This is a genomic window from Brevibacillus fluminis, from assembly GCF_003710825.1.
Taxonomy (GTDB): domain Bacteria; phylum Bacillota; class Bacilli; order Brevibacillales; family Brevibacillaceae; genus Brevibacillus_D; species Brevibacillus_D fluminis.
Map to the genome: position 1 here is coordinate 332,480 of NZ_RHHQ01000007.1, position 25,129 is coordinate 357,608.

General features: G+C 52.2%; 21 protein-coding genes. 16 read left to right on the forward strand and 5 right to left on the reverse strand.

Annotated features, from left to right (window positions below):
* Window positions 1-70 precede the first annotated feature (70 nt).
* Complete coding sequence (locus EDM56_RS08375; RefSeq protein ID WP_122917438.1) at window positions 71-1,183, forward strand: NADH-dependent flavin oxidoreductase; 1,113 nt, start codon at window positions 71-73, stop codon at window positions 1,181-1,183.
* A 112-nt stretch (window positions 1,184-1,295) separates the two neighbouring features.
* Here EDM56_RS08375 and EDM56_RS08380 read toward each other — a convergent pair whose 3' ends face one another.
* The 3 genes from EDM56_RS08380 to kynU all read right to left on the reverse strand — a co-directional run bounded on the left by EDM56_RS08380 (window position 1,296) and on the right by kynU (window position 5,354).
* Window positions 1,296-2,264 carry a superoxide dismutase gene (locus EDM56_RS08380; protein WP_246009308.1) on the reverse strand — a complete coding sequence of 323 codons (969 nt, stop codon included), beginning with the start codon at window positions 2,262-2,264 and terminating at the stop codon, window positions 1,296-1,298.
* Between the two features lie 336 nt (window positions 2,265-2,600).
* The gene (locus EDM56_RS08385; protein WP_122917439.1) at window positions 2,601-4,031 is read right to left on the reverse strand and encodes an amino acid permease; all 1,431 of its coding nucleotides are present in this window, start codon (window positions 4,029-4,031) and stop codon (window positions 2,601-2,603) included.
* A gap of 33 nt (window positions 4,032-4,064) precedes the next feature.
* The gene (gene kynU, locus EDM56_RS08390) at window positions 4,065-5,354 is read right to left on the reverse strand and encodes a kynureninase (protein ID WP_122917440.1); all 1,290 of its coding nucleotides are present in this window, start codon (window positions 5,352-5,354) and stop codon (window positions 4,065-4,067) included.
* A gap of 177 nt (window positions 5,355-5,531) precedes the next feature.
* Here kynU and EDM56_RS08395 point away from each other — a divergent pair, with 177 nt between their 5' ends.
* The 13 genes from EDM56_RS08395 to EDM56_RS08455 all read left to right on the forward strand — a co-directional run bounded on the left by EDM56_RS08395 (window position 5,532) and on the right by EDM56_RS08455 (window position 20,435).
* Window positions 5,532-6,149: a TetR/AcrR family transcriptional regulator gene (locus EDM56_RS08395; protein ID WP_122917441.1), complete on the forward strand. Its 618-nt coding sequence runs from the start codon at window positions 5,532-5,534 to the stop codon at window positions 6,147-6,149.
* A 473-nt stretch (window positions 6,150-6,622) separates the two neighbouring features.
* Window positions 6,623-7,426 (forward strand): glutamate racemase, encoded by an 804-nt coding sequence (gene racE / locus EDM56_RS08400; RefSeq protein WP_122917442.1) that lies wholly within the window; start codon window positions 6,623-6,625, stop codon window positions 7,424-7,426.
* Window positions 7,427-7,523: 97 nt separating this feature from the next.
* On the forward strand, window positions 7,524-8,603 hold the full coding sequence (locus EDM56_RS08405; RefSeq protein ID WP_246009309.1) for a GerMN domain-containing protein: 1,080 nt from the start codon (window positions 7,524-7,526) through the stop codon (window positions 8,601-8,603).
* A 183-nt stretch (window positions 8,604-8,786) separates the two neighbouring features.
* Window positions 8,787-9,560: a ribonuclease PH gene (gene rph / locus EDM56_RS08410; protein ID WP_122917444.1), complete on the forward strand. Its 774-nt coding sequence runs from the start codon at window positions 8,787-8,789 to the stop codon at window positions 9,558-9,560.
* Entirely contained in the window at window positions 9,553-10,161 is a 609-nt protein-coding gene (locus EDM56_RS08415) for an XTP/dITP diphosphatase (RefSeq protein ID WP_122917445.1), read from the forward strand. Before rph ends, EDM56_RS08415 begins: the two co-directional genes overlap by 8 nt.
* Window positions 10,162-10,168: 7 nt before the next feature.
* The gene (locus EDM56_RS08420) at window positions 10,169-10,702 is read left to right on the forward strand and encodes a metallophosphoesterase family protein (RefSeq protein ID WP_122917446.1); all 534 of its coding nucleotides are present in this window, start codon (window positions 10,169-10,171) and stop codon (window positions 10,700-10,702) included.
* Between the two features lie 113 nt (window positions 10,703-10,815).
* The gene (tig, locus tag EDM56_RS08425) at window positions 10,816-12,108 is read left to right on the forward strand and encodes a trigger factor (protein ID WP_122917447.1); all 1,293 of its coding nucleotides are present in this window, start codon (window positions 10,816-10,818) and stop codon (window positions 12,106-12,108) included.
* Window positions 12,109-12,219: 111 nt separating this feature from the next.
* On the forward strand, window positions 12,220-12,792 hold the full coding sequence (clpP, locus tag EDM56_RS08430; protein ID WP_122917448.1) for an ATP-dependent Clp endopeptidase proteolytic subunit ClpP: 573 nt from the start codon (window positions 12,220-12,222) through the stop codon (window positions 12,790-12,792).
* 39 nt (window positions 12,793-12,831) lie between these two features.
* Window positions 12,832-14,100 carry an ATP-dependent protease ATP-binding subunit ClpX gene (gene clpX / locus EDM56_RS08435; RefSeq protein WP_122917449.1) on the forward strand — a complete coding sequence of 423 codons (1,269 nt, stop codon included), beginning with the start codon at window positions 12,832-12,834 and terminating at the stop codon, window positions 14,098-14,100.
* A 112-nt stretch (window positions 14,101-14,212) separates the two neighbouring features.
* Window positions 14,213-15,919: an ATP-dependent protease LonB gene (gene lonB / locus EDM56_RS08440; RefSeq protein WP_122917450.1), complete on the forward strand. Its 1,707-nt coding sequence runs from the start codon at window positions 14,213-14,215 to the stop codon at window positions 15,917-15,919.
* 144 nt (window positions 15,920-16,063) lie between these two features.
* Entirely contained in the window at window positions 16,064-18,382 is a 2,319-nt protein-coding gene (gene lon, locus EDM56_RS08445; protein WP_122917451.1) for an endopeptidase La, read from the forward strand.
* Window positions 18,383-18,395: 13 nt separating this feature from the next.
* Window positions 18,396-19,052, forward strand: a complete 657-nt coding sequence (gene yihA / locus EDM56_RS08450; RefSeq protein WP_122917452.1) for a ribosome biogenesis GTP-binding protein YihA/YsxC — start codon at window positions 18,396-18,398, stop codon at window positions 19,050-19,052.
* A 27-nt stretch (window positions 19,053-19,079) separates the two neighbouring features.
* Window positions 19,080-20,435: a protein O-GlcNAcase gene (locus tag EDM56_RS08455; RefSeq protein ID WP_122917453.1), complete on the forward strand. Its 1,356-nt coding sequence runs from the start codon at window positions 19,080-19,082 to the stop codon at window positions 20,433-20,435.
* A gap of 74 nt (window positions 20,436-20,509) precedes the next feature.
* Here the strand turns inward: EDM56_RS08455 and EDM56_RS08460 are convergent, their stop codons facing one another.
* Window positions 20,510-21,442 (reverse strand): DMT family transporter, encoded by a 933-nt coding sequence (locus EDM56_RS08460; protein ID WP_122917660.1) that lies wholly within the window; start codon window positions 21,440-21,442, stop codon window positions 20,510-20,512.
* 83 nt (window positions 21,443-21,525) lie between these two features.
* Complete coding sequence (locus EDM56_RS31435) at window positions 21,526-21,882, reverse strand: hypothetical protein (protein WP_183192349.1); 357 nt, start codon at window positions 21,880-21,882, stop codon at window positions 21,526-21,528.
* A gap of 130 nt (window positions 21,883-22,012) precedes the next feature.
* Here EDM56_RS31435 and EDM56_RS08465 point away from each other — a divergent pair, with 130 nt between their 5' ends.
* Together EDM56_RS08465 and hemA are read left to right on the forward strand one after the other, a co-directional pair.
* Window positions 22,013-23,632 carry a methyl-accepting chemotaxis protein gene (locus EDM56_RS08465; protein ID WP_246009327.1) on the forward strand — a complete coding sequence of 540 codons (1,620 nt, stop codon included), beginning with the start codon at window positions 22,013-22,015 and terminating at the stop codon, window positions 23,630-23,632.
* A 120-nt stretch (window positions 23,633-23,752) separates the two neighbouring features.
* Entirely contained in the window at window positions 23,753-25,111 is a 1,359-nt protein-coding gene (gene hemA, locus EDM56_RS08470) for a glutamyl-tRNA reductase (RefSeq protein WP_122917455.1), read from the forward strand.
* Window positions 25,112-25,129: the final 18 nt, after the last annotated feature.

The window sequence follows — 25,129 nt, forward strand, 5'->3', positions numbered from 1 at the left end:
CAATTTTTGTTACGATAAAGAAAAGCAGATCGTTTTGGGAGACCAATTCGCCAAACAGGAGGGAGAAATCATGAAAGCACGCTACCATCCCATCGCGGAGCCGTTGCACCTGGCAAACGGCCTTCAATTGAAAAATCGCATCGTAATGGCACCGATGACCCATTCAGCCTCACACCCCGACGGTTCCGTTTCCGATGCGGAAATCAAGTATTACGCTCGCCGCGCGAAAGGGGCTGGCATGATTGTCACAGCTGGTGCGACTGTCACCTTGAAAGGCGGGTTTCCCGGGCAATTCGCTGCAGATCGTGATGAGCTGCTACCCGGCTTGAAGCGGCTTGCCCGCACACTTAAGGCAGACGGCGCGAAAGCAGTGCTGCAGCTTGTCCATGCTGGTCGCAAGTTGCCACCATCATGCAGCGAGGTCATCAGTGCCAGCGCGGTGGCCGATGAAAAGCAGGGAGCGAGCGTTCCGCGAGAAGCGACAGAAGCAGAGATTGTTGCTATTATCGAGGCATTTGGCAATGCTGCCAGAAGGGCCATCCTGGCAGGCTTTGACGGAGTAGAGCTGCACGGGGCCAACGGATTTTTGCTGCAGCAGTTTTTCTCTCCGCATGCCAATCGCCGGAACGACAGCTGGGGCGGCACGCTCGAGAAGCGCATGGCGTTTCCGCTGGCTGTCATTGAGACTGTCAAGCGGGTGGTGAAACAGTATGCTGAGCAGCCGTTTTTGATCGGCTACCGCCTTTCTCCCGAGGAACCGGAGACCCCGGGGATCACGATGGCAGATACGCTGCAATTTTGCGATGTGCTTGCGGCGAGTGGACTTGATTACTTGCATGTCTCGCTGAACGATTTTTGGTCGCTGCCGCGCCGTGGTGTTACCGATGAGCGGTCGCGAATCACGATCATCGAGAGGCGTATCGGACACCGGCTACCTGTCATTGGCGTAGGCGGGATCCATTCGGCAGAGGATGCGCTTTTAGCCCTGCAGTCGGGTGTTCCGTTGATCGCGCTCGGCCGAGAGTTGATCATGGAGCCGGATTGGCTTGAAAAAATCGCCGAAGGTCGCGAAGAGGAAATTCGCACAACGATCAAGCTGGGCGATCAGGAAGCATTGGCAATCCCCGATTCGCTATGGAAGAGCATCTGGGCAATGCCAGGCTGGTTTCCGCTTGAGGTCTGAAGAAACAACGAAACAATCGAGGGAGACGCCATCGATTGTTTCGTTGTTACGCATTTCTTTTTATTTGTTTTCTGCAACACTTGCTCGGCCCTGTGCTTAATCCGGCCAGTCGTCAATATGGCGTCCAGCGCAGCTGACGCGCATCGTCGAATCGGTTCTGTACCGCATCCCAGTTGACCACGTTCCACCACGCATCCACATAGCGCGGCCGGTTGTTTTGGTAGCTGAGATAGTAGGCATGCTCCCATACATCGAGCGGTAAAAGCGGCACCGCATCCCATTGGGACAAGTTCTGGTGCTTTTCCGCCTGCAAAATTTCTAGACGCTGTGCACGTGGCGACCAGACGAGGATGGCCCAGCCACCGCCTTCGACTTTTTCCGCTGCTTGGGAAAATTGCTGCCGGAATGGGGCGAACCCGCCGAAATCGCGTTCGAGCTGCTTGTTTAGGTCGCCTTCGGGCTGTTTGTTGCCCTCTGGTCTCATACTAGTCCAAAAGAGGGTGTGGAGGTTATGTCCAGCCCCGTTAAATGCTAGCTCCCGTTCCCAATGCTTGAGCAAATCGAAATCTCCGCTGCTGCGCGCTTTTTGCAAGGCTGTTTCAGCTTTGTTCAGTCCATCCACATAGCTTTGGTGATGCTTGCTATGATGCAAGCGCATGGTCTCAGCGTCGATAAACGGTTCCAGCGCATCGTACGCATAGGGCAGTGGAGGCAGCTTATGCCCCCCGATCGGCACAGGACGATGCACAACCGCTTCTGCCCTAGGCTGCTGATAGCTCGCCTGTTGCAGCTGTGCCTTTGGGCTTTGCTCAGCCCCGTTTCGCTGCTGCACGCGCTGCAGCACCTGCTGGAATTGGGTTTGCACCGATTCGGCTTTATCGGATAAGCGGCGCAGTTCTTCTTCGCTTGCATTTTTGGCGAGCGCAACGCTAGCTTGCTGCCCGATTTGCTGAAAGACGTTCTCGAATTTGCGCAGCTGCTGGGCCGATATGGGCATTAGTTCGGGTTTTTTCCGCAAATAGAGCAGCCATTGCCGTCCCCATTCGCTCCATCGTTGTAAATCTTTCGCAGTTTGTACCAACGCGTTCTTCCTCCTCAACCAACTTCCTCTCTGTGTGTACCATATGATATGTCAGGTGCCCATGACAGGTGATTGGATCAAGTCATTCTCGCAATTGGGGAAGGAAAATGGCCCCAGACGCGATGGTAAGTTACCGGCCTACTGGTGGGAGAGTACTAAGAATATATATTATAGAAGAAACGCATATCGACCGAACAAAAAGGAGCACCTCTTTCCGCATTTTTCATGCTCGGAAAGGGTGCTCTCGTTGGCCAGCAGCCGTTTTGTTTAGGCATTCGGAACGCTCGCGCTTTTGCTTCTGAGTATCAAGCAGCGAGGCGCTAGTGGAGATTCGATTTACTGCGTAATATCTTGTTTTTTCGCATCGCTGGAAGTTTGATAGGCTTGCGGGTTTGCCTTTTTCCAAATGAAGTAGGCGATGGTGATGAAAATAAGCCATGGGAAGCCGAGTGTCAGCGTATCTTTGAATTCCGGCTGGAACCAGGTAGACAAGACTACCGCTGCCAGCAAAAGTGCGCCGAATATCGTCAGATAAGGATAGCCGATCATGCGCACAGGAAGCTGTCGACCGCCCGCTTGCTCCCATTTCCGGCGGAAGTACAGATGGGTGACGAACACCATGAACCAGGCAAACATCGCGCCAAAGCTGGACAAGGAAATCATGACGATGAATGCATTGTCCGGATTAACGGTATTGATAATCGTGGCGATGGCGATCCCTACCGTCGACAACGCAAGCGCTTTCGATGGAACGCCTTTTTTGTTCACGCTGCCGAGTGCGGCAGGGGCAAAACCAGCGCGAGATAGGGAGAAGAGCATGCGAGTCGCAATGTATAGCTGGCTGTTCATCGCCGATAGAGCTGCGGTCAGAACGACGAAATTCATGATGCCGGCGCCGCCTGGGAAGTTAATCAGCTCAAACACTTTCACGAACGGGCTCTTGTCGCCGCCTGCTTGCTTCCACGGAATAATCATCAGCATGAGTGCCAGTGTGAGCAAATAGAAGAGCACGAGACGGACGACTGCTGATTTTAGTGCGATCGGCACGGCTTTTTCCGGTTCCTTGGCTTCGCCAGCGCTGACGGCGATCATTTCGATGCTCAAATAGCTGAACAAGGAGATAAAAATCGCGATCCACATGCCCCACGCGCCATTCGGGAAAAAACCGCCGTCATTCGTCAAGTTTTGCAAGCCCATGTCCGGGTGGGAATTGGTTCCGAAGACGATAGTAGCGCCAAGGATGATAAATGCGACGATTGCAATGACTTTCACCATCGAGAACCAGTATTCCACTTTGCCAAACAGATTGACGCTTGTAGCATTTACATAAATAAGTGCAGCGGAAAAGAGAACGACCCAAAGCAAACCGGGAACATCGGGAAACCAATATTTCATATAGACCGACATGGCTGACACTTCCGTCCCGACGGCGCAGACTAAGCTGAACCAGTAGGAGTAGCGGACGGTGAAGCCAGCCCATGGATTGATGTAGCGTTCCGCATGGGCGCCGAATGAGCCTGTTGTCGGATGGGCAACGGTCATTTCAGCGAGGCAGCCCATCAAAAGGAGGGCGATGATCGCCCCGATGGCATAGCTCACGATCACGCTTGGACCGGCAAAGCCGATGGCCATGCCGCTTCCAAGGAACAGACCGGTGCCGATCGCCCCGCCGATGGCGATCATCGAAAGCTGACGTGTGGTAAGTCCGCGCTGAAGTCCTTTTTCTCTCTCCATAATGTCCTGAAATTGATCTTGCTTCAAAGACATACTATTGACCCCCTTAGACAAAAGTATTGAGGTTTACGCTACGACTCCACGCTTGTTTTCATATTTTTCGTACGATTTCTCTTGCATGATACGCTTGAGGATTTGGACGCATTGCCACACCTCGCTATACGTATTGTAGAGAGCGACAGGCGCGAGACGAATAATGTTCGGCGCACGGAAATCGGGGATGAGGTGATGCTCCTCCTTCAAAGTCCGGCAGATGCGGATCGCTTCTTCATGCTCAAGCGAGACGTGACCACCCCTGCGGTGATCCTCTTGCGGATTGGCAATGGTAAAGCCCATGCCGTCCAGTTCATGCGCGATGAGATCCATCATGTAGCGGGTAAGGGCAAGCGATTTGCGACGCAGCTTTTCCATCGTGGCTTCTGTAAATATTTCTAGTGAGCCGATGAATGGCGCGAGACTCAGGACGTGTGGGGTGCCGAGCTGGAAAGCGCCCGCATTTTCGGCTGGTGTAAGCGCGTGCTCCATATCGAACTGTTTGTCTTTTCGCGAGCTGTACCAGCCGGTAAGTCCCGGCGTGCGACCGAAATGCTTGCGGTTCACATACAGACCACCAACGCCGCCTGGGCCGCTGTTCAAATACTTGTAATTGCACCAGTACGCGAAATCGACATCCCACTTGCTGAATTCGTGCGGCACTGCGCCGACCGAATGGCAGCCGTCAAAGCCGATAAGAATGCCGCGTGCATGGGCTTCCATAGTCAAACGCGCGATGTCGAGCAGCTGTCCGCTGCGGTACAGCACGGTAGGCAGCACGATCAACGCCACGTCATCGGTCATCGCTGCGATGATGTCCTCTTCCTCAATCAGGCGGCCATCCCTGCTTTTAATGCGAATGAGATGCTCTTCCGGATCGAGGTCGTGCAGGTTCAGCTGGCTTTGCAGGGCGTAAATGTCGGAAGGAAAATCCAGCTCGGTTGCGATGATTTTGTTGCGTGTCGGCGTTGGGGTAAAAAAGGTTGCTGCCAACACGTGGAGGTTGCTGGTCGTGGAACCGGTTACAATTACCTCGTCAGGACCGGCACCGACAATGGAAGCGCTCCTCTCTCCCAATAGCTCTGACAGATAAAACCAAGGATATTTCCCTTGAGTCCACCCGTCGATTCCCAACTCCTTCCACGAATCGATCAGTTCCATCAGCGTCCGTTCCGAACGCTTGGACATCAGCCCCAACGAGTTGCCGTCCAGATAGATGGTGCCGTGTTTGAGATAAAATTCATTGCGGAAATGAGCCAGTTCGTCGTTGGCGTCGAGCGCCTCCGCATAGGCAAGGGACGGGTCAAAAGATGTGTGAGACATAAGTTCCTCCTTTGCGTAAAAACGAGTGAGATGTAGTGTGCATTCGCAGCTTGATTCCTAGCGTACTTAAAATATGACATCATGTCAATAATTTAGAACGAAATATTTCGAAAATTTGACCTCTTTCCTTTTTGCATACAAGCGTGTATTCTAAGATGATGGAGGGGGAGGAGCAACGTGCAGAACTCAAAGCAGCTGGTAGACGGGCGGCACCTGCGGTCCATCCAAACGCGACTGAAGTTATTGGAAGCAGCGCGTACCATTTTTCTTGAAGAAGGCTTCAACAAAGCGACGATTTCCCAGATCATCAAGCTCGCCAAGACCGGATACGGCACGGCATACGTTCATTTCACAGGTAAGGATGACCTGTTGATCGTACTGATTGAAGACGTGATGGCCCAGTTTTTTGAGATTGCCCAAACGCCGTTTTTCCCGCGTTCGAAAGAAGAAGCGCGCGGTATCATCTATAACCAGGTGTTAACCTTCTTGAAGCTGGCGGAATCCAACCGCCAGATGATGCAAGTCTTTTCCGAAGCGATGGGCTTGTCTCCGGCGATCAAAACCAAGTGGGAAGAAATCCGCCAAAAATTTATCGAGGGGATCACCCGCGATATTCAATATTCACAGGAACAGGGCTTGGCCCGCACCGATTTGAAGGCAGAAGTGGTAGCTCCGGGTTGGTTTTATTCCAATGAAATGTACCAGTGGAGCATCGTTTCGAACGAGCATCCAGCCTCTTTGGAGGAGATTGCACAGACGCTCACGGCGATGTATACAGACGGACTTTATTTGTGAGTCCGCTCGTTTTTTCTTGACGGGAGGCGCCGTTTATCTTATTTTTTAGTTGATAGCATGCAAAAGAGTCTCAAGCAGCCGCATATGCGTAGCATACATGCAAAGGAGAGTCGGATCACGCATCCGCCTCCTTTTGTTTTGTTTCCACCCGATTCTTACGTGATACCTGCCCGTGTTACATAGAAGCAGGCGCCAGCATATTCTAAGTTGAGGCGCAAACGGCGATTTTACGCTGGTATAGGCAGCCTGATAGCAGGCAAGACGAATGCATACATGAAACAGGAAGTGGGCGTTTTCCTTAAACGGGCAGCCGATTTTTTCAACGAGAGGCGGGCGGCGCAAGCACGTTTCAAAGGAACACGCCGAGGCGTTTGTTCATCAAGAAAAGCACGGTACTTTTGCAGCATTCGTGGTCAAATCTAGGTCTTATGAAAAGCGAAACCCGTTTTTCATCAAAAAAGGAGCATCGAAGCATGAATAGACAGCAGGCGATCGGCATCATTGATTCAGGAGTGGGCGGTCTTACGGTAGCTCGTGAGATTTTTCAGCAGCTGCCTAATGAAAAGCTGGTGTACGTAGGCGACAATGCGAGATGTCCATACGGTTCCCGTTCCGCAGACGAAATCCGTGCCTTTACCTATCAGATGATCCGGTTTTTGGAACAGTTTTCTATCAAAGCGCTTGTGATCGCCTGCAATACGGCGGCAGCTGTCGTATTGGAAGAGCTGGTCGGACAAAGCGATCTGCCAATCATCGGCGTCATCGAGCCGGGCGCGCGGGCAGCGATTTCTGCCAGCCGCAGCGGCAGGATCGGCATCATTGGAACGGAAACAACGGTTCGCACGCAAGCGTATGTACGCGCGCTGCGACGCATCAATCCGGATTTGTATTTTGCAAGTCTGGCCTGCCCGGCGTTTGTTCCGCTGGTGGAAGGACAGCTATTGGAAACCGAGGAAGCGCACCAGATCGTCACGGAAAGTCTGGAACCGCTGAAGCGGGAAGGGATCGACACGTTGATCCTCGGTTGTACTCATTACCCACTTTTGGCGCCATTGATCCAGGATGCGATGGGAAATGACATCACGCTGATCAATTCGGGGGAGGAGACGGCACTTGGGTTATCCAATTTGCTGGCTATCCATGATCTACACGCCGCTTCGGGCAGCGTGGAGCCAACCCACCGTTTCTTTACGAGCGGTGATCCGCAAGTGTTCAAAGAAATCGGCGATCAGTGGTTGAATCGCAAGCTGTTTGTGGAGCGGTTTCTGCCGGAATAGACAACCGACATTTCGTCCTTTTTTACGGACAATCCACGCATAATCATCATGGAAGCTCGTATACATTGTAGTACAAAGTGTTGCGAGGAGGTTACACATGATGGGAAGCGGGCGTTTGATAAAAGTTACGGCAGTTGTCGGTGTAAGTGCGATGCTTCTTTCCGGATGCAGCCTGTTTGGTTCGTCAGAGGAAACCAGCAATCTGAATGCAACCCCGCAAGCGACAGCGGGGATTGATCCCAATGCTACGACGCCGACTGACGGCACGCAGCCACTGCAAGTGCCAACGACGGCGGACGGCACGACTGCTCAGGCGACGGTGCACCCAACCGTGTATCTGTTTGACCCGAACGGCTATGTCGTACCGGTCATGCTAACGCTGCCGAAAGCAGAAGGATCGGCCAAACAAGTCCTGACCTATATGATCAAAGGAGGCCCTGTCCAGCAGCTGCTGCCGCAAGGGTTCCAGGCGATTTTGCCGGAAGGGACGAAAGTGCTTGGTATGTCCATCAAGGAAGGGGTCGCCACGGTTGACTTTTCCAAGGAATTTACGAAATACGATGCCAAGGATGAGCAAAAAGTGGTCGATGCCATCACGCGGGCGCTGACGGAGTTTCCGAACATTAAAAATGTGACGATTTGGGTAAATGGCACACCATTGGCCGAAATGCCTGCAGATAAAACGCCGGTATCGCTGCTTCAGCGCGGAAACGGTATTAATCTGGAACTGTCGGAAGGCTCGATTCCTGGTCAAACGACACCGGTCACCGTCTACTTTCAATCGCAGCTGGATGAAAAGCACAGCTATTTTGTCCCTGTCACCCGTTTGATTCCGGAAACGGAGAATCGGGCAAAAGCGGTGGTTGAGGAATTCATCAAAGGGCCAAGTGAAGGTTCGCCGCTCTTCAATTCCTTGGTGAGCACGACCCGCGTTCTGGGCGTGGAGCAATCGAACGGTACTTTGGTCGTCAATTTGAGTGATGAAGCGCTCTCCTATGATAAAGGTAAGGAGCCAAGTCCGGAAGCGATGGAAGCGCTCGTGCTCTCGCTTACGGAAAGCACTGGCAGCCAGAAGGTGCAAATCAAGGTGGACGGCAAGCCATTGGCGCAGGCGGGAGACCTTGACCTGAGCAAACCGGTTGTCCGGCCGAAGGAAATCAATGCGACACTTTTCTAATTTTCGCAGCACACGCCACGCCAGATTTGCCTGGCGTGGATTTTCATGTAGAGGACAAAGGAATTTCAAAAGTTTTCCAGTGGTCGAGGCTGTCCAAGAGTAGCAGAATGTTTTGCTGCTCTGGTATAATGAGCGGAAGTTGGACCAGTTTTTGGAGCGAAATGAAAACAGGAGGAACATAGAATGAGAAATGATGGACGTGTGAGCGACCAATTGCGTCCGGTGACCATCACCCGCAATTACATAAAGCACGCAGAAGGGTCTTGCCTGATCGAGGTCGGCGATACCAAAGTGATTTGCACCGCCTCACTGGAAGAACGGGTTCCTCCCTTTATGCGGGGCGGCGGTAAAGGCTGGATCACCGCTGAATATTCGATGCTTCCACGCGCGACGGAAACGCGCAACGCCCGTGAATCGTCTAAAGGAAAGCTGGGCGGAAGAACGATGGAAATCCAACGTCTGATCGGACGGACGCTGCGGTCAGTCGTCGCACTGGAATCCATGGGCGAGCGCACGATTTGGATCGACTGCGACGTAATCCAGGCGGATGGCGGCACCCGCACAGCCTCGATCACCGGCGCTTTTGTCGCAATGGTCGATGCCATGTACAAACTGGTTCAAAGCGGAACGTGGAAAAAACTGCCGATCACCGACTATTTGGCGGCAACCTCGGTGGGCATCATCAATGGCGAAGCGTTGCTCGACCTCAATTATAAAGAAGATTCGACAGCGACCGTCGACATGAACGTGATCATGACAGGTGCGGGCAAATATGTCGAGCTGCAGGGGACGGGAGAGGAAGCACCGTTTACCCCGACTGAGCTGACTACACTGCTGGCGCTCGCGCAGACGGGAATCGTCGATTTGATCGAGGCGCAAAAACAGGCGTTGGGTGACTTAACGCAATACATACATACACTGCCTGCACAAGAAGTGAAAGAGGGAAGCCATGCCTAGTCAAGCAAATGAAAAGAAGGTTGTGCTGGCGACTCGCAACCAAGGAAAAGTAAAAGAGTTCAACAAAATGTTCGCCGAGCTGGGCTACACCGCCGTCAGCTTGGCGGATTTTCCCGACGCGCCCGACGTGGTGGAGGACGGGGACACGTTTGAAGCCAATGCGGTGAAAAAAGCGGTGGAAACCGCGTCCTTTCTCGGCTGTGCCGTTCTTGCCGACGATTCCGGACTGGAAGTGGATGCGCTGAACGGAGCGCCTGGCGTCTATTCCGCCCGCTACGCCGGGGAGCACGGGAATGACGAGGCGAACTGGCGCAAGCTGTTGGCGGAACTGGAAGGCGTGCCGGATGAAAAGCGCACCGCTCGTTTCCGCTGCACGCTGGCTTATGTCGCGCCGGGTGAAGCACCCGTGATCGCGACTGGCACATGCGAAGGAATGATCGCCCATGAGCCGAAGGGGACGAACGGCTTCGGCTACGATCCGGTTTTTTACTTGCCGGAACGCGGATGTATGATGGCAGAAATCGATCCGGCGACCAAAAACCAGATTAGTCACCGAGCGGCGGCAATGCACAAGCTCATGCAAATTTTCCGGGGAGAGTGAACGGGCGATGAGCATTCTCATCCTCAGCGATTCACACGGAGCGACAGCTGAAGTAAAAGCGGTAGTGGACCGTCATCAGGCGGACCACGTGTTTCATTGCGGCGATTATTGCACCGACCAAAAAAAGGCGCCATTTTCTGCCATGCGGCTCGTTCGCGGCAATTGCGACGTAGATAGCAAAGTGCCGCTTGAGCTGGGCAGCGTCTGGAAAAACCTGCGTATCTATCAAACGCACGGGCATCTTTTCGGCGTCAAAAGCTCGCTTTTGAAGCTCCATTACCGGGCCGAGGAAACCGGGGCGAATCTCGTTATTTTCGGGCATTCGCACGTGCCGGTGTGCACGGTTGAACGGGATATTTTGTTCATCAATCCCGGTAGCATGCTGCAGCCACGCCACTTTCCAGTGCCAACCTATGCACTGGTAGAGGAAGAAGAGGCTGGAGCTGATTTCGTCACAGTCAAAGTCACCTATTTCGACATCAAGGGGAACACGGTGAACGAGCGTGGCGGCACGTTTCGACTGCGCAGGCAAGCGCCTTGAAATATCTTTCGTATGTGATATACTAAAATGGTTATAATGGCATGTAATGTACGTCGATATACGGTGTACTTGTGCAAGGTCCTTTGGAAACATTCTAGGAGGGGAAGTTTAAAGTGGCAACAAAATGGGAAAAGTTAGAGAATAATCAAGGTGTATTAACGGTTGAAGTTGAAGCCGAAAAAGTAAATGATGCATTGGATCAAGCTTTCAAAAAAGTAGTACAAAAAGTCAACGTACCTGGCTTCCGTAAAGGAAAAATGCCGCGCAAAATGTTCGAAGCGCGTTTTGGCGTTGAATCCTTGTATCAAGAAGCTTTGGACATTTTGCTTCCAACTGCATATGGACAAGCTGTTCGCGAAACCGGTATCGAGCCTGTAGACCGTCCAGAAGTTGACGTGGAAAAAATGGGCAAAGACGAGACGCTTGTTTTCAAAGCGACTGTTACAGTCAAACCAGAAGTGAAACTGGGTGACTACAAAAACTTGACAATCGAAGCGAAAGATTTCGGCGTAACTGACGAATCTGTTGACGCTGAACTGAAACGCATGCAAGAGCGCCACGCTGAACTGGTTGTTGTCGAAGAAGGCAAAGCCGAAAACGGCGATATCGTAAGCATCGATTTCGAAGGCTTCCAAGATGGCGTTGCTTTCGAAGGTGGCAAAGCGGAAGACTATTCCTTGGAACTGGGCTCCGGCACATTCATCGCTGGCTTTGAAGAGCAATTGGTCGGCCTGGCGATCGGTGAAGAGAAGGAAGTTACCGTAACGTTCCCTGAAGAATACCATTCTCCTAACCTCGCTGGCAAAGAAGCGAAATTCAATGTGAAATTGAACAGCTTCAAACGCAAAAACCTGCCAGTTCTCGACGACGAGTTCGCAAAAGATGTGAGCGAATTCGACACGCTTGACGAGCTGAAAGCTGATACGAAGAAAAAGCTCGAAGAAAAAGCGGAAAAAGAGAAAGAAAATTACGAGCGCGAGCAATTGGTGCTGAAAGCTAGCGAAAACGCAGAAATCGAAATCCCATCCGTAATGATCGAGCAAGAGCTGGATCAAATGGTGAAGGAATTCGCGCAACGCCTGCAATACCAAGGTATGAACATCGAACTGTACTACCAATTCTCCGGCATGGATGAAAGCCAGCTGCGCGACCAAATGCGCGCTGACGCAACCACTCGTGTGCGCACTGCACTGACGCTCGAAGCGATCGCAAAAGCGGAAGAGATCAAGGTTGAAGAAGCTGACATCACCGCTGAACTGGAAAAATTGGCTGGCCTGTACGGTCGTCCTGCAGACGAGCTGCAAAAACTGTTTGCAGCACAAGATGGCATGGCTGGACTGTACCAAGACATCCAAACTCGCAAAACAGTCGATTTCCTGGTTGCACAAAGCAAAGTAACCGCATAATTTAGTACAGGAGTACAAGGCACGAACAAGCGTATTCGTGCCTTGTTTTCTAACTCCAAAATGTTGTATCTTAGTATTCTACATATCAACGCAAAAAGGAGGGCGGATAGTATGCTAATCCCTATGGTCATTGAACAAACCAACCGTGGAGAACGCGCGTATGATATTTACTCGCGCTTATTGAAAGACAGAATCATTTTTTTAGGTACTGAGATTGACGACGACATAGCCAACCTGGTCGTGGCGCAGCTGTTGTTTTTGGCGGCCGAAGACCCTGAGAAAGACATTAGCTTGTACATAAACTCTCCAGGTGGGTCAGTCACCGCAGGTATGGCCATTTTTGACACGATGCAGTACATAAAGCCTGACGTTTCCACCATCTGCATCGGTATGGCTGCCAGTATGGGGGCGGTTTTACTTACCGCCGGAGCCAAAGGTAAACGCTACTGTCTGCCCAACAGTGAAGTCATGATTCACCAACCTTTGGGCGGCGTGCGAGGTCAGGCCGAAGATATCCGTATTCATGCCGACTGGATCTTGAAAACCAAGCGGCAGCTCAATGAGATTCTTGCCGAACGTTCGGGTCAACCGCTTGAGCGTGTCGAGCAGGACACCGACCGCGATAATTTCATGAGCGCGGAAGAAGCGTTGGCTTACGGATTGATCGACAAGGTAATTAAGTGATCGAATACGCAAGGAATCGACTGACGAGAGGTGAAAGCAATGTTCAAATTTAACGATGACAAAGGTCAGCTGAAATGCTCTTTTTGCGGCAAATCACAGGAGCAGGTACGCAAGCTGGTAGCCGGACCTGGCGTTTATATTTGTGATGAGTGCATCGAGCTCTGCAATGAGATCGTCCAAGAAGAACTGGGCAGCGACGAAGAAATCGATATGAAGGAAATCCCGAAACCGATGGAGATTCGCAAAATCCTTGATGACTATGTCATCGGTCAGGATTTGGCAAAAAAATCCTTGTCGGTTGCGGTTTATAACCATTACAAACGGATCAATACCGGTGCCAAGATCGAAGATGTGGAATTGCAAAAATCCAACATCGTGCTGATCGGTCCTACCGGTAGCGGGAAAACGCTGCTGGCTCAAACGCTGGCGCGCATTTTGAACGTACCGTTTGCCATCGCGGACGCTACCTCGCTTACTGAGGCTGGCTACGTAGGGGAAGACGTGGAAAACATCTTGCTCAAACTGATCCAGGCTGCTGATTACGACGTAGAAAAAGCCGAGAAGGGCATCATCTACATCGACGAGATCGACAAGGTTGCCCGCAAGTCGGAGAACCCGTCCATCACGCGTGATGTTTCTGGCGAAGGCGTACAGCAAGCACTGTTGAAAATTTTGGAAGGAACGGTTGCGAGTGTTCCGCCACAAGGTGGACGCAAACATCCGCACCAAGAGTTCATCCAAATCGATACGTCCAACATTCTGTTCATTTGCGGCGGAGCGTTTGACGGCATCGAGCAAATCATCAAGCGCCGTATCGGTAAAAAGGTAATTGGCTTCGGTGCAGACCTGGCTGCCGACGGTGTAAAAGGCGATTTGAAAGCAGGGGAATACTTGAAGCACGTGCTTCCAGAAGACCTGCTCAAATTCGGCTTGATTCCAGAGTTCGTCGGCCGTCTGCCGGTGATGTCCACTCTGGAGCCGCTTGATGAAGAGACCTTGATCCGCATTTTGACCGAGCCAAAAAATGCGCTGATCAAACAGTATCAAAAGCTGCTGCTGCTTGATGGTGTTGAGCTTGAATTCGAAAATGAGGCGCTGCATCAGATTTCGAAGGAAGCAATCAAGCGCAACACAGGTGCGCGCGGCTTGCGTGCGATCATTGAACAAATCATGCTCGATATGATGTATGAGCTGCCATCCCGTGAGGATGTAGGCAAATGCGTTATTACCGAAGCAGTTGTCAAAGACAAAGTGAAGCCGATGCTTACCAATAAAGAAGGCCGCGCCGTACACGGCGAAATTGCCTAACATGTCGATCGACCACCCCAAACATGGGGTGGTTTTTCGTTTACTCTCTCGCAGCATAGGCAATACTACTTTATATAGTTGAGAGGATGCGTAAGCTGGGAGGGAAAGGCTCATGGATTATACAACGTTGATTATTGCATGTATCGAAGTTGTCGTAGGGATCATTATCGGAACCTATTTTTGGAATCTGTTGCGTGCGCAGCGTACGACGAAGCAATCGACGGATAAAGAAACGCGCAAGGACATGGATCAGCTGCGCAAATTGCGCATGATCGCCCTGACAGAACCGTTGTCGGAAAAAACACGGCCAAGCGAGCTCGCGGAGATCGTCGGTCAGGAAGACGGGCTAAAGGCGCTGCGTGCAGCGCTATGCGGACCGAATCCGCAGCACGTCATCATTTATGGACCGCCGGGCGTCGGAAAAACAGCAGCCGCGCGCGTCGTACTAGAAGCGGCGAAGAAAAATGCGCTTTCGCCGTTTAAGAGCGACGCCAAGTTCGTGGAGGTAGATGCGACGATTGCTCGTTTTGATGAACGAGGTATCGCGGATCCACTCATTGGTTCCGTGCATGATCCGATTTACCAAGGTGCGGGCGCGATGGGGCAAGCGGGCATCCCGCAGCCGAAGCCGGGCGCCGTTACCAAAGCGCACGGGGGCATCCTGTTCCTCGATGAAATCGGCGAATTGCACCCGGTGCAAATGAACAAGCTCTTAAAAGTGCTGGAAGACCGCAAAGTGATGCTCGAGAGTGCTTATTACAGTGAGGAAAATACCCAGATCCCGGCACATATACATGATGTATTCCGCTATGGACTGCCGGCGGATTTCCGACTGGTCGGCGCGACGACGCGTTCGCCGGAAGAATTGCCTCCAGCACTGCGCTCCCGCTGCTTGGAGATTTTCTTCCGTCCGCTGATGCCGGCAGAGGTCGGCAGCATCATCCGTACGGCTTCGCAAAAGCTGGATATGATTTTGACGGAAGAGGCAGTGGCGGTCGTCGAGCGCTATGCAACCAACGGCCGGGAAGCCATCAACACACTGCAGATTGCCGCAGGGATCGCCATGACGGAAGAGCGGAAATCGATCGAGCCAGCCGACGTGGAATGGGTTGTCCACAGTAGCCAGAAGTCGCCACGCCACGAAAAGAAAGTGCACCAGACACCGCAAATCGGGTTGATCAACGGATTGGCGGTTTACGGCCCGAACATGGGAAGCGTCATGGAGCTGGAGGTCACAGCTACGCTCGCGACGATCCCGGGTAACGGACGCGTGACAATGACGGGTATGGTGGAAGAAGAGGAGCTGGGCAACCGCAATCGGACCATCCGCCGCAAATCGACGGCGAAAGGCTCGATTGAAAACGTGTTGACCGTCTTGCATCGATTAGGAGTGGCTCCTTACGATTATGATTTGCACATCAACTTTCCAGGCGGTATTCCGGTAGACGGACCATCAGCAGGGCTTACGATCGCGATCGCCATCTTCTCGGCGATTCAAAAGAAGCGAATCGACAACCTGCTGGCAGTCAGTGGTGAAATCAGCATCCACGGCAAAGTGAAGCCGGTAGGCGGCATTGTCGCCAAGGTTGAGGCAGCACGACAGGCAGGTGCGACCCGCGTCTTGATTCCGGAGGAAAACTGGCAATCGATCTTCACGGAGATGGAAGGCATTCAAGTGATTCCCGTCAGTATGGTGCAGGAAGGACTGAAGCTGGCGCTCCTAGATGAAGAGGTCGAGCTGGAGACGCCAGCGAGCGAGCGGGCGCCGCTGACGCTGCCGGTTCAGACGGATGAGCTGGGGACGACCTTGCCGATTTAAACAAAAAGGAAAGAAAGTGCGTTTCCGGCTTGGGCAAATTAGACATTGTTCCCGCTTTGCGCTAAAATGATACGAAAACGCCTCATTTACTACAGAAAAAAGAAAACGACGGTGATTTCATAAAGGTCATGGAGGTGCTTACTTATGAGTGAACGTACCGGCACACGGGACATTCCGCTTTTGCCTTTGCGCGGGCTGCTCGTGTATCCAAGCATGGTACTTCACTTGGATGTGGGTAGGGAGAAATCTATTAAGGCCCTTGAACGAGCCATGGTGGATGACAACAAAATTCTCTTAGCCACCCAGGAGGAAGTTCAGATTGAAGAGCCGGATGCCGAGCAAATTTACAGCATCGGTACCGTTGCTCGCGTCAAGCAGATGCTGAAGCTCCCAAATGGTACGATTCGCGTCCTGGTTGAGGGATTGCAACGGGCCAAAATTGAGGAGTTTAAGAGCAAGGACGAGTATTTTATCGTCAGCATCAGCTATTTGGAAGAAGAAGTAACGGACGAAAACGAACTGGAAGCGCTAATGCGGGCCGTTCTTGCCCATTTTGAGCAATATATCAAGCTTTCCAAAAAGGTTTCACCGGAGACCCTGACATCGGTTACTGACATTGAGGAACCGGGGCGCCTGGCAGACGTAATCGCTTCGCACTTGCCGATCAAAATAGATGACAAGCAGGAGATTTTGGAGACGACCAACATTAAGGAACGTCTTGAGCTGTTGCTTGGAATCTTGAACAATGAACGCGAAGTGCTCGAGCTGGAACGCAAGATCAACCAGCGCGTGAAAAAGCAGATGGAAAAAACGCAGAAAGAGTACTACCTGCGCGAGCAAATGAAGGCAATCCAAAAAGAGCTTGGCGATAAGGAAGGCCGCGCTGGCGAGGTGGAAGAGCTGCGTTCCCAATTGGATAAGTCGGATGTGCCTGAGAACATCCGCACCAAAATCGAGAAAGAGCTCGAGCGATTGGAAAAAATGCCGTCCACCTCTGCTGAGGGCAGTGTCATTCGTACATATATCGATACGCTTCTTGCTCTTCCATGGACCAAGAAGACAACGGATAATCTGGACATCAAGCATGCGGAAGATGTGCTGAATGAAGACCACTACGGCTTGGAAAAGCCGAAAGAGCGCGTGCTGGAATACTTGGCCGTGCAAAAGCTGGTCAACAAAATGCGCGGCCCGATTTTGTGCTTGGTTGGACCGCCGGGTGTGGGGAAAACCTCACTGGCACGTTCCATCGCCAGAGCGCTAGAGCGCGAATTCGTGCGCATCTCGCTGGGAGGCGTGCGGGATGAAGCCGAAATTCGCGGTCACCGCCGTACGTATGTTGGTGCCATGCCGGGCCGGATCATTCAAGGAATGAAGCAGGCGGGCACGATCAATCCGGTCTTTTTGCTGGATGAAATCGACAAGCTGGCATCCGATTTCCGCGGCGATCCGTCATCGGCGCTTTTGGAAGTGCTGGACCCGAACCAAAATGACAAGTTCAGCGACCACTATGTGGAAGAGACGTACGATTTGACCAACGTGATGTTCATAACGACAGCCAACTCACTGCACACCATACCGCGTCCGTTGCTTGACCGGATGGAGACGATTCGCATTTCCGGCTACACGGAACTGGAGAAGCTGAACATCCTGAAGGGCTATTTGCTACCGAAGCAGATGGAAGACCATGGATTGGGCAAAGATAAGCTGTCGATGAACGAAGAGGCGCAAATGAAGGTTATCCGCCAATATACGCGGGAATCGGGCGTGCGCAACCTGAATCGCGAGGTGGCCAACATTTGTCGCAAAGCCGCGAAATTAATCGTGAGCGGTGACAAGAAAAAAGTCGTGGTCACGCCGAAAACGGTAGAGGCACTCTTGGGCAAACCGCGTTACCGTTACGGACTGGCGGAGAAGGAAGATCAGATCGGATCGGTGACTGGTCTGGCTTGGACCGAAACGGGCGGCGACACGCTGAACGTGGAAGTCAGCATCCTTCCTGGCAAAGGAAAGCTTACGCTGACCGGCCAGCTGGGCGATGTCATGAAGGAATCGGCACAAGCGGCATTCAGCTACATTCGCTCGCGCGCCGAAGAGCTCGATATCGATCCGGATTTTTATGAGAAAAACGACATCCACATCCATGTGCCGGAGGGAGCCATTCCAAAGGATGGACCATCCGCAGGGATTACGATGGCGACCGCGTTGGTTTCCGCTCTGACAGGTAAGCCGGTGCGTAAAGAAGTGGGCATGACCGGAGAAATTACGCTACGCGGGCGCGTGCTGCCGATCGGTGGCTTGAAGGAAAAATCGCTTTCTGCGCACCGTGCCGGATTGACCACTGTGATTTTACCGAAAGACAATGAAAAGGATATTGAGGACATCCCGGAAAGCGTGCGCAAAGAAATGAAGTTCTTGCCAGTTGCGCATTTGGACGAGGTTTTGAAACACGCTCTTTCGAGATGAATGGGGATACGAAATGAAAATTACATCAGCTGAATTTATTACAAGTGCTGTTGCAGCCAACCAATATCCCACAGACGGCCTACCGGAGATTGCTCTGGTAGGTCGCTCCAATGTGGGCAAATCTTCGCTCTTGAACAAAATGATGAACCGCAAAGCATTGGCGCGGACGAGCTCTAAGCCGGGAAAAACTCAAACGTTGAACTATTTTTTGGTCAATAAAAGCATTTATTTGGTTGACTTTCCTGGTTACGGCTATGCTAAGGTAGCCAAATCGATCAAAGAAACTTGGGGCAAAATGATCCAGACTTATTTGGCAAAGCGAGAAGAGCTGCGCTTCATGGTGCAGCTCGTGGACATTCGCCACGCGCCGAGCAAGGATGACGTGGCGATGTACGCCTGGTCCAAGGAAATCGGTATTCCGGTTGTGGTCGTGGCAACGAAAGCGGACAAAATCGCCCGCGGCCGTTGGCAGCAGCATACCAAAATCATCCGTGAGACCATGAACGTTCGTGGTGGTGACCCGATTCTCGTATTCTCGTCGGAGACGGGACAGGGGCGAGATGAGCTGTGGCAAGAGATCATCAACCGAATCAAGGAGCAGGACGCTATGGTAGCGGCCGCAGCCAAGGAAGCGAAAGAAGAAAAGAAGAAAGCGGAAAGCGTCGAGTAGGGCCGATTGAACAAAGGAGAGGAGCAGATGAGCCAAGCGGATTTCTTTGCGATCAGAGGCGTCATTGAGGGATTTTACGGCAAACCGTGGACGCATGAGGAACGGGTCGATATGCTCGCCTTTCTTGGCCGTCATCGGTTCAACGCCTATTTTTACGCCCCCAAGGATGATTTGTATTTGCGAGAGGATTGGCAAAAGCCACATACGGAGGCTTCTCTTGCCAAGATATCCGCGCTGATCGCCCATGCGAGGCAGGCAGGGCTCGCCTTTTATTATTGCTTAAGCCCGGGCTTGTCGATGCAGTATGCGAGCAACGCGCACTTTGACAAGCTCCTCGGCAAATATCATCAGCTGTTTTCCATCGGAGTACGGCGGTTCGCCCTCCTGTTTGATGATATTCCCGCCGTCCTGATGCATGCGGAAGACAAGCAAACGTTCAGCTCTTTGGCCCAGGCCCATGCTGCTGTGACGAATAAGCTCCAAACCGAGCTCGCTTCCTGGTCGGAAGAAAACCAGCTTATTGTCTGCCCTACGCTGTATCATGGCACGGGAGATGAGCGGTATGTCCGCGAGCTTGGTGAGCTTGTGCCAGCACAGCTCCCGCTCTTTTGGACAGGAAGGTTCGTCTGTTCGCCGATGCTGACAGAAGCGGACGCACGACATTTCCTCGAGTCAACGGGACATTTGCCGTTTTATTGGGACAATTACCCAGTGAATGATTTGGCAATGGCGCATGAGATGCACATTGGCCCGATCCGTCATCGCGATCCTAGTTTGCATCGCTATGCGGCAGGCTATATGGCCAATGCGATGGAGTATGCGGAAGCGTCCAAAATCGCGCTCGCTACCATCGGAGAGTATTTGGAGGATCCGTATGGCTATGATCCGGAATCCGCCTGGCGCAGAGCAATTCAAGAACGGGTGGGCGACGAGGGTGCTGAGCGCTTTCTCGCGTTCGCTGACAATGTGCAAAGCTCGTGCTTGACCGACGTGGAGTCGCCGCGATTGCTCGAAACGTTTCAGCAATTCCGTTTCAATTTTTTATACGGTGCAAATCCCGGGCAGGCAGTTGGGGAGCTGACCCGGTTATTTACCGAGATGGAAGAGTCGGCCGACTGGTTGCTCACGCAGTTAAAGAATGACAAGCTGAAGCAAGAGGTTCGACCGTGGCTGGTGAAATACTGGCACTGGGCAAGGGCCGGTAAGCTAACCGCCCAGCTGATCGCAGCTGGGATGGAAAATAAGATGCTGCAGGCGGCGTCGCTTTATTTGCAGCTTCATCGCTGGCTGAAACGGACCGAGCGCCTGCCGCATCGCGTCTGCGGCAGTGTCATGAATCTGCTGATCGATGCGGTTTTACAGGAAGTCGCGAAGCGAAGATAGAAGTGCGTGGTGCAAAGGAAAAGGGACCGCCTTCCAGTCTGTGACTGGGAAGCAGTCCCTTTTTTCAGCCAACGTTATTTTTCGGCAGTGGGCATGGATTTTTTGCGCGCAAACAAAAATTGAAACCATGTTTTGAACGGAAGCTCGGTGATAAGCATGCCGGACAGGATGAGAATGCAGCCGAACATTTGGCGGGCTGTCAAAACCTCATCGATAAACACAAAGGAGGTAATCGCCGCAAAAACAGGCTCGAGGGCGAAAATCAGAGCCATGCGCGTCGGCGTCGTCAGCTTCTGGAACGCGGTTTGCGCCAAGAAAGCGATTGCGGTAGCGGGAATCGCGGTGATCAACAGCCCCCAGGTAACGTTTGGATCGAGCATGGCATTGGCATCAAACGCCTTGTGCCAATCCTCGAAAAGAAACGCGCACAGCCAGCTGATGACTGTGACAGTCGACAATTGGACGATAGCAAGCGGCAAGGCGGGATGCTGCGGTGCGTATTTTCCGGTGAAGACCAGTTGAAGCGCTCCAGAGATTGCGGAGCCAAAGACCAGCACGTCGCCAAAGTTCAAGCCGATCGTCTTGCTGATGGTCAACATGTACAGTCCGACCACTGCAGCTACTATACCTGAGATCGCTTGCCACCCCAGCTTTTGCTTGAGCAGAAATATGGAAAAGAGCGGTACAAGCACGACTGCCAATCCTGTGATAAAACCTGCTTTTGACGGCGTCGTATACTGGAGTCCGATCGTTTGGAAGGCGTAGATGAGAAAGAGCAAAAACCCAATCCAGACGCCATGGCGGATCAGCTTTGGCGTGAACGCGCTGCGCAAATGCGGATAAAACAACAGAATCACTGCCAAAAAAGCAGTCGCAATTGTAAAGCGAACGCCGTTAAACGTATTCGGAGGCAGAACGGAAATTGCATTTTGCACGACGAGAAAGGTTGCGCCCCACACGACCGTGATCAAAAGCAGGGTGAATTCTGCCCAAAGCTGCTTTTTCAAAATATCCCCACTTTTCACTATGTTGTAAGTATGATGCACACTCTCCCGATCATACGGGATGCCGTCGCCGCTGGCAAGGAATATTACCCGTTCCGCCGAAAACGGATTCCGCTGGAAATGACAGCGTACAAAAGTCCGAGTCCGACCACGATCAAGAATGGCAGGGAACCGGTTGCTGCCGTGGCCAGTTTGAGAGGCAGGAGCGTAATTAGAAGTGAGCCGATTAGGACGATGACTAGAAAGCCCGTCAACGTACTGGTGAACGGTTGTCTGATCCCGCGCCGCTCCAAAATCATTCGGTTGGCAAACGAGCCCATGGCTGCCCCGATAAAAGCACCGAAAGCAGCGGAATCGTTCATCATCTGCGGCAGCAGGCAGGAAAACAGGAGGGCCATGATGCCTCCAAGCAATCCGATAAATACTTGTTGTGATCTAGTCAAACTATCATTCCACCCTTCCAAATTGATTTTATCGGATGTTCTTCTTCCAACCAAGGTTTTTCCTATGCTATTCTCTAGTATAAATAGAGAGTTTGTAGAAAAATGGAAGATCAGGGGGTTGGGGATCGTGATGAATTCATCCGCTTTGCAATCGCGTCGCGCTAGGCTTGCAGGGAAAACGACAGAAGAAGTTGCGGCTCGCATTGGCAGCTTGCTTGCGGGAAGCAATGGCCTGGAAGAAAAGAAAGAGGAGATTCGGGCACTGCTCGATCAAGCGTTGGGGAAACGCGAATATTTTGTCGTCATCGATGAGACCGGTTTGGGTCAAATCCATACGAATCGTTTGCGCGAAGGCGTCGTGTTCGGCGATGTGGTCGGACAGCGTGCGGCAGGCACCAGCAAGCTTTTGGCGCAGCTGTACCGCCGTGATACGGGCGAATGGCTGATCGATACGTCATGTCCGATTGGAGTATACGGCAAAAAACGATACGTGCTGCGGATGGGGACATTGCTGCATCGGCCGTTTCTGCAGCCGGCGATCCTCGGTCTGAGCGCCCTCCCATCATTCGTCAGCGTACCGATCGGTCTATTATGCGGGGCAGGTCTGATCGAGGTAGCCATTGTCGCAGGCTCTTCTCTGGCAGTCGGCATGATCGGCGGCCATTTCCTTTATTCGCATATGCAAAAACAGCTGGAAACATGGTTGGGGATGACGCGGACGGTCTCTTCCGGCGATCTGACGAAACGGATCGAGACGCAAGCTCGCGACGAATTCCATCAGATGGGGCTGGAATTAAATAAAATGGTGCTGGGCATGAAGAGCATGATCAGCGAAATATCCTCCTCGTCGAAAACGACGCGATCGATCAGCCTGCAGCAGTCCAAACAGGCGGACGAACTGGCGGAAACGTTTGAGGAGCTGACGGGCATCATGAGCGAGTTCCATGCAGGAGCAGGGCAGCAGGCAACAGGCACCAAACAAGCGATGGAGCGGTTGGAGGAAGTGTTGCAGCGGCTCATGGAAATACGAGAGGCGGCCGTCGTCGCCCGAGAGCTCGGCAAGCGTGCAGCAATCGTGACGTCCGATGGAACGAAAGCGGTTTCGTCTGCATCGAACCAGATGGTCCAGATGGAGGCCGCGATGAACGGAACGGCCAACCGCATTCAAGAGCTGGCCAAGGGCGCCGAGCTGATCAGCGAGCAGGCAACGTCCATAACACGCATCGCACGCCAAACCAATACGCTTGCGCTCAATGCGAGTATTGAAGCGGCACGGGCAGGCGAGCATGGTCGCGGCTTTGCGGTCGTAGCTGGCGAAGTGCGCCAGCTTGCGGAAGAAACCACCCGCTTCGCGGAACAGATCGTCGCCACGATCGAGATGATCCATCAAGAAGCCGCGCGCGCAAGGCAAGATTCGCAAGAGGGCCTTCATGTGCTTTTGGCTGCAAATAACGAAGTGACCGAAGCTGGGCAAGCCATTCGCTCGCTGGAAGCGGTTGTCAAAGAAAATGAACAGCAGTCCGTTCAAAATGAGGAACGGGCAGAAGCGGTTTTGGATAATTGTCGCAGCGTTATGCAAACAATAAAACAAGTGGAAGCGATTGCCCACGAGTTTTCCGAGAGCGTTGCTGAAGCGGCATCAGCTGTAGAGGGTCAGACCGAAGCGGTCAACCGGCTTGCGCTTGAGTCGAATCAATTGTCGAATCAGGCGGAAAAGCTAGAAACCATTGTCGAGCGATTCCGCTATTGACGGCGTAAGTGCCCGAATCAGCAAGGTCGTAATAAACTTTTCACATTTTAAACCCCTCTATTACGGACATAATGATATAATGAGAGTGCAATTTGAACGATGACGTTTGGGAGGAAGACCATGGATATCCTGTTAGTGGGACTAAACTATAAAACAGCACCTGTCGAAATTCGGGAGAAATTTACGTTCAATGACGACAGCACACCCAGGGCGCTGCACCTTCTCTCTCAGACGAAAAGCATCGTCGAAAGTGTAATTATCGGTACGTGCAACCGCACAGAGATTTATGTGGTGTGCGATCAGCTACATACAGGTCGTTTTTATACGCGTAATTTTCTCGCGGACTGGTTCGGCATCGACAAGGAACAGTTCCAGCCGTATTTATATATCAAAGAAAACGAAGAAGCGATTGAGCATTTGTTCAACGTAGCCTGTGGACTCGATTCCATGGTGATGGGTGAGACGCAGATTTTGGGCCAAGTGCGTTCCGCATTTATGCTGGCGCAGGAACACAAAGTCACCGGCACCGTGTTCAATACGCTTTTCCGCCAGGCTGTCACCCTGGCAAAACGCGCGCATACCGAGACCGGCATCAATGAAAATGCTGTTTCCGTCAGCTATGCGGCGATCGAACTCGGCAAAAAGATTTTTGGTTCCTTCCATGACAAACAGGTGTTGATTTTGGGCGCAGGTAAAATGAGCGAACTGACTGCTAAGCATCTGTCCGCAAACGGCGTTAACAAAGTGTGCGTCGCCAACCGGACGATCGAGCGCGCGCGTCTGCTCGCCGAAAAATTCAAAGGGGACGCAATCACGATGGAGCAATTGCCCGAGCAGTTGCTCACAGCCGACATCGTCATTTCCTCGACCGGTGCTACAGGCTATGTGCTGACCAAAGACAGCCTGGCGCCGATCGTGAAAAAACGCAAGCATCGTCCATTGTTCATGATCGATATCGCCGTACCGCGCGATTTAGACCCAGCTTTGCATGATCTGGACAATGTATACCTTTACGATATCGATGATTTGCAAGGAATCGTTGCGACCAATATGGAAGAGCGCCAGCAAGCCGCTGCTGCGATCCGCGAAATGATTTGCGAGGAAATCGTCGCCTTCACATCCTGGCTGCAAACGCTGGGCGTGGTGCCGCTCATTTCCGCGCTCCGCGAAAAAGCATTCGCCATTCACGGCGATGCCATGGACAAAATCGAGAACAAGCTGCCGAATTTGACCGAACGAGAACTGCACATTATTCGTAAGCATACAAAAGGAATTATCAATCAAATTTTGCATGATCCGGTCGTTCGCTTGAAAGAGCTAGCTGTTCAAAAAAGCGGGGATGACGTTCTGGAGATATTCTCATCCATCTTTGCGTTGGAAGACATTTTGGAACGCAATCAAAAGGAAAGCGAATGGGAGCTCGCCAAAAAACAGCAAACCGTTCGTGAGAAGCTGGTTCCTTCCCGAGTCAACGACTAAACGCTATACCTACAAATA

What these genes read in the sequence shown, in the direction of transcription:
- EDM56_RS08375 (WP_122917438.1), top strand. Translation starts at nt 71, where the DNA reads ATGAAAGCACGCTACCATCCCATCGCGGAGCCGTTGCACCTGGCAAAC.
- EDM56_RS08385 (WP_122917439.1), bottom strand. Translation starts at nt 4,031, where the DNA reads ATGTCTTTGAAGCAAGATCAATTTCAGGACATTATGGAGAGAGAAAAA.
- kynU (WP_122917440.1), bottom strand. Translation starts at nt 5,354, where the DNA reads ATGTCTCACACATCTTTTGACCCGTCCCTTGCCTATGCGGAGGCGCTC.
- racE (WP_122917442.1), top strand. Translation starts at nt 6,623, where the DNA reads ATGAATAGACAGCAGGCGATCGGCATCATTGATTCAGGAGTGGGCGGT.
- EDM56_RS08405 (WP_246009309.1), top strand. Translation starts at nt 7,524, where the DNA reads ATGATGGGAAGCGGGCGTTTGATAAAAGTTACGGCAGTTGTCGGTGTA.
- rph (WP_122917444.1), top strand. Translation starts at nt 8,787, where the DNA reads ATGAGAAATGATGGACGTGTGAGCGACCAATTGCGTCCGGTGACCATC.
- EDM56_RS08415 (WP_122917445.1), top strand. Translation starts at nt 9,553, where the DNA reads ATGCCTAGTCAAGCAAATGAAAAGAAGGTTGTGCTGGCGACTCGCAAC.
- EDM56_RS08420 (WP_122917446.1), top strand. Translation starts at nt 10,169, where the DNA reads ATGAGCATTCTCATCCTCAGCGATTCACACGGAGCGACAGCTGAAGTA.
- clpP (WP_122917448.1), top strand. Translation starts at nt 12,220, where the DNA reads ATGCTAATCCCTATGGTCATTGAACAAACCAACCGTGGAGAACGCGCG.
- clpX (WP_122917449.1), top strand. Translation starts at nt 12,832, where the DNA reads ATGTTCAAATTTAACGATGACAAAGGTCAGCTGAAATGCTCTTTTTGC.
- lonB (WP_122917450.1), top strand. Translation starts at nt 14,213, where the DNA reads ATGGATTATACAACGTTGATTATTGCATGTATCGAAGTTGTCGTAGGG.
- lon (WP_122917451.1), top strand. Translation starts at nt 16,064, where the DNA reads ATGAGTGAACGTACCGGCACACGGGACATTCCGCTTTTGCCTTTGCGC.
- yihA (WP_122917452.1), top strand. Translation starts at nt 18,396, where the DNA reads ATGAAAATTACATCAGCTGAATTTATTACAAGTGCTGTTGCAGCCAAC.
- EDM56_RS08455 (WP_122917453.1), top strand. Translation starts at nt 19,080, where the DNA reads ATGAGCCAAGCGGATTTCTTTGCGATCAGAGGCGTCATTGAGGGATTT.
- EDM56_RS08465 (WP_246009327.1), top strand. Translation starts at nt 22,013, where the DNA reads ATGAATTCATCCGCTTTGCAATCGCGTCGCGCTAGGCTTGCAGGGAAA.
- hemA (WP_122917455.1), top strand. Translation starts at nt 23,753, where the DNA reads ATGGATATCCTGTTAGTGGGACTAAACTATAAAACAGCACCTGTCGAA.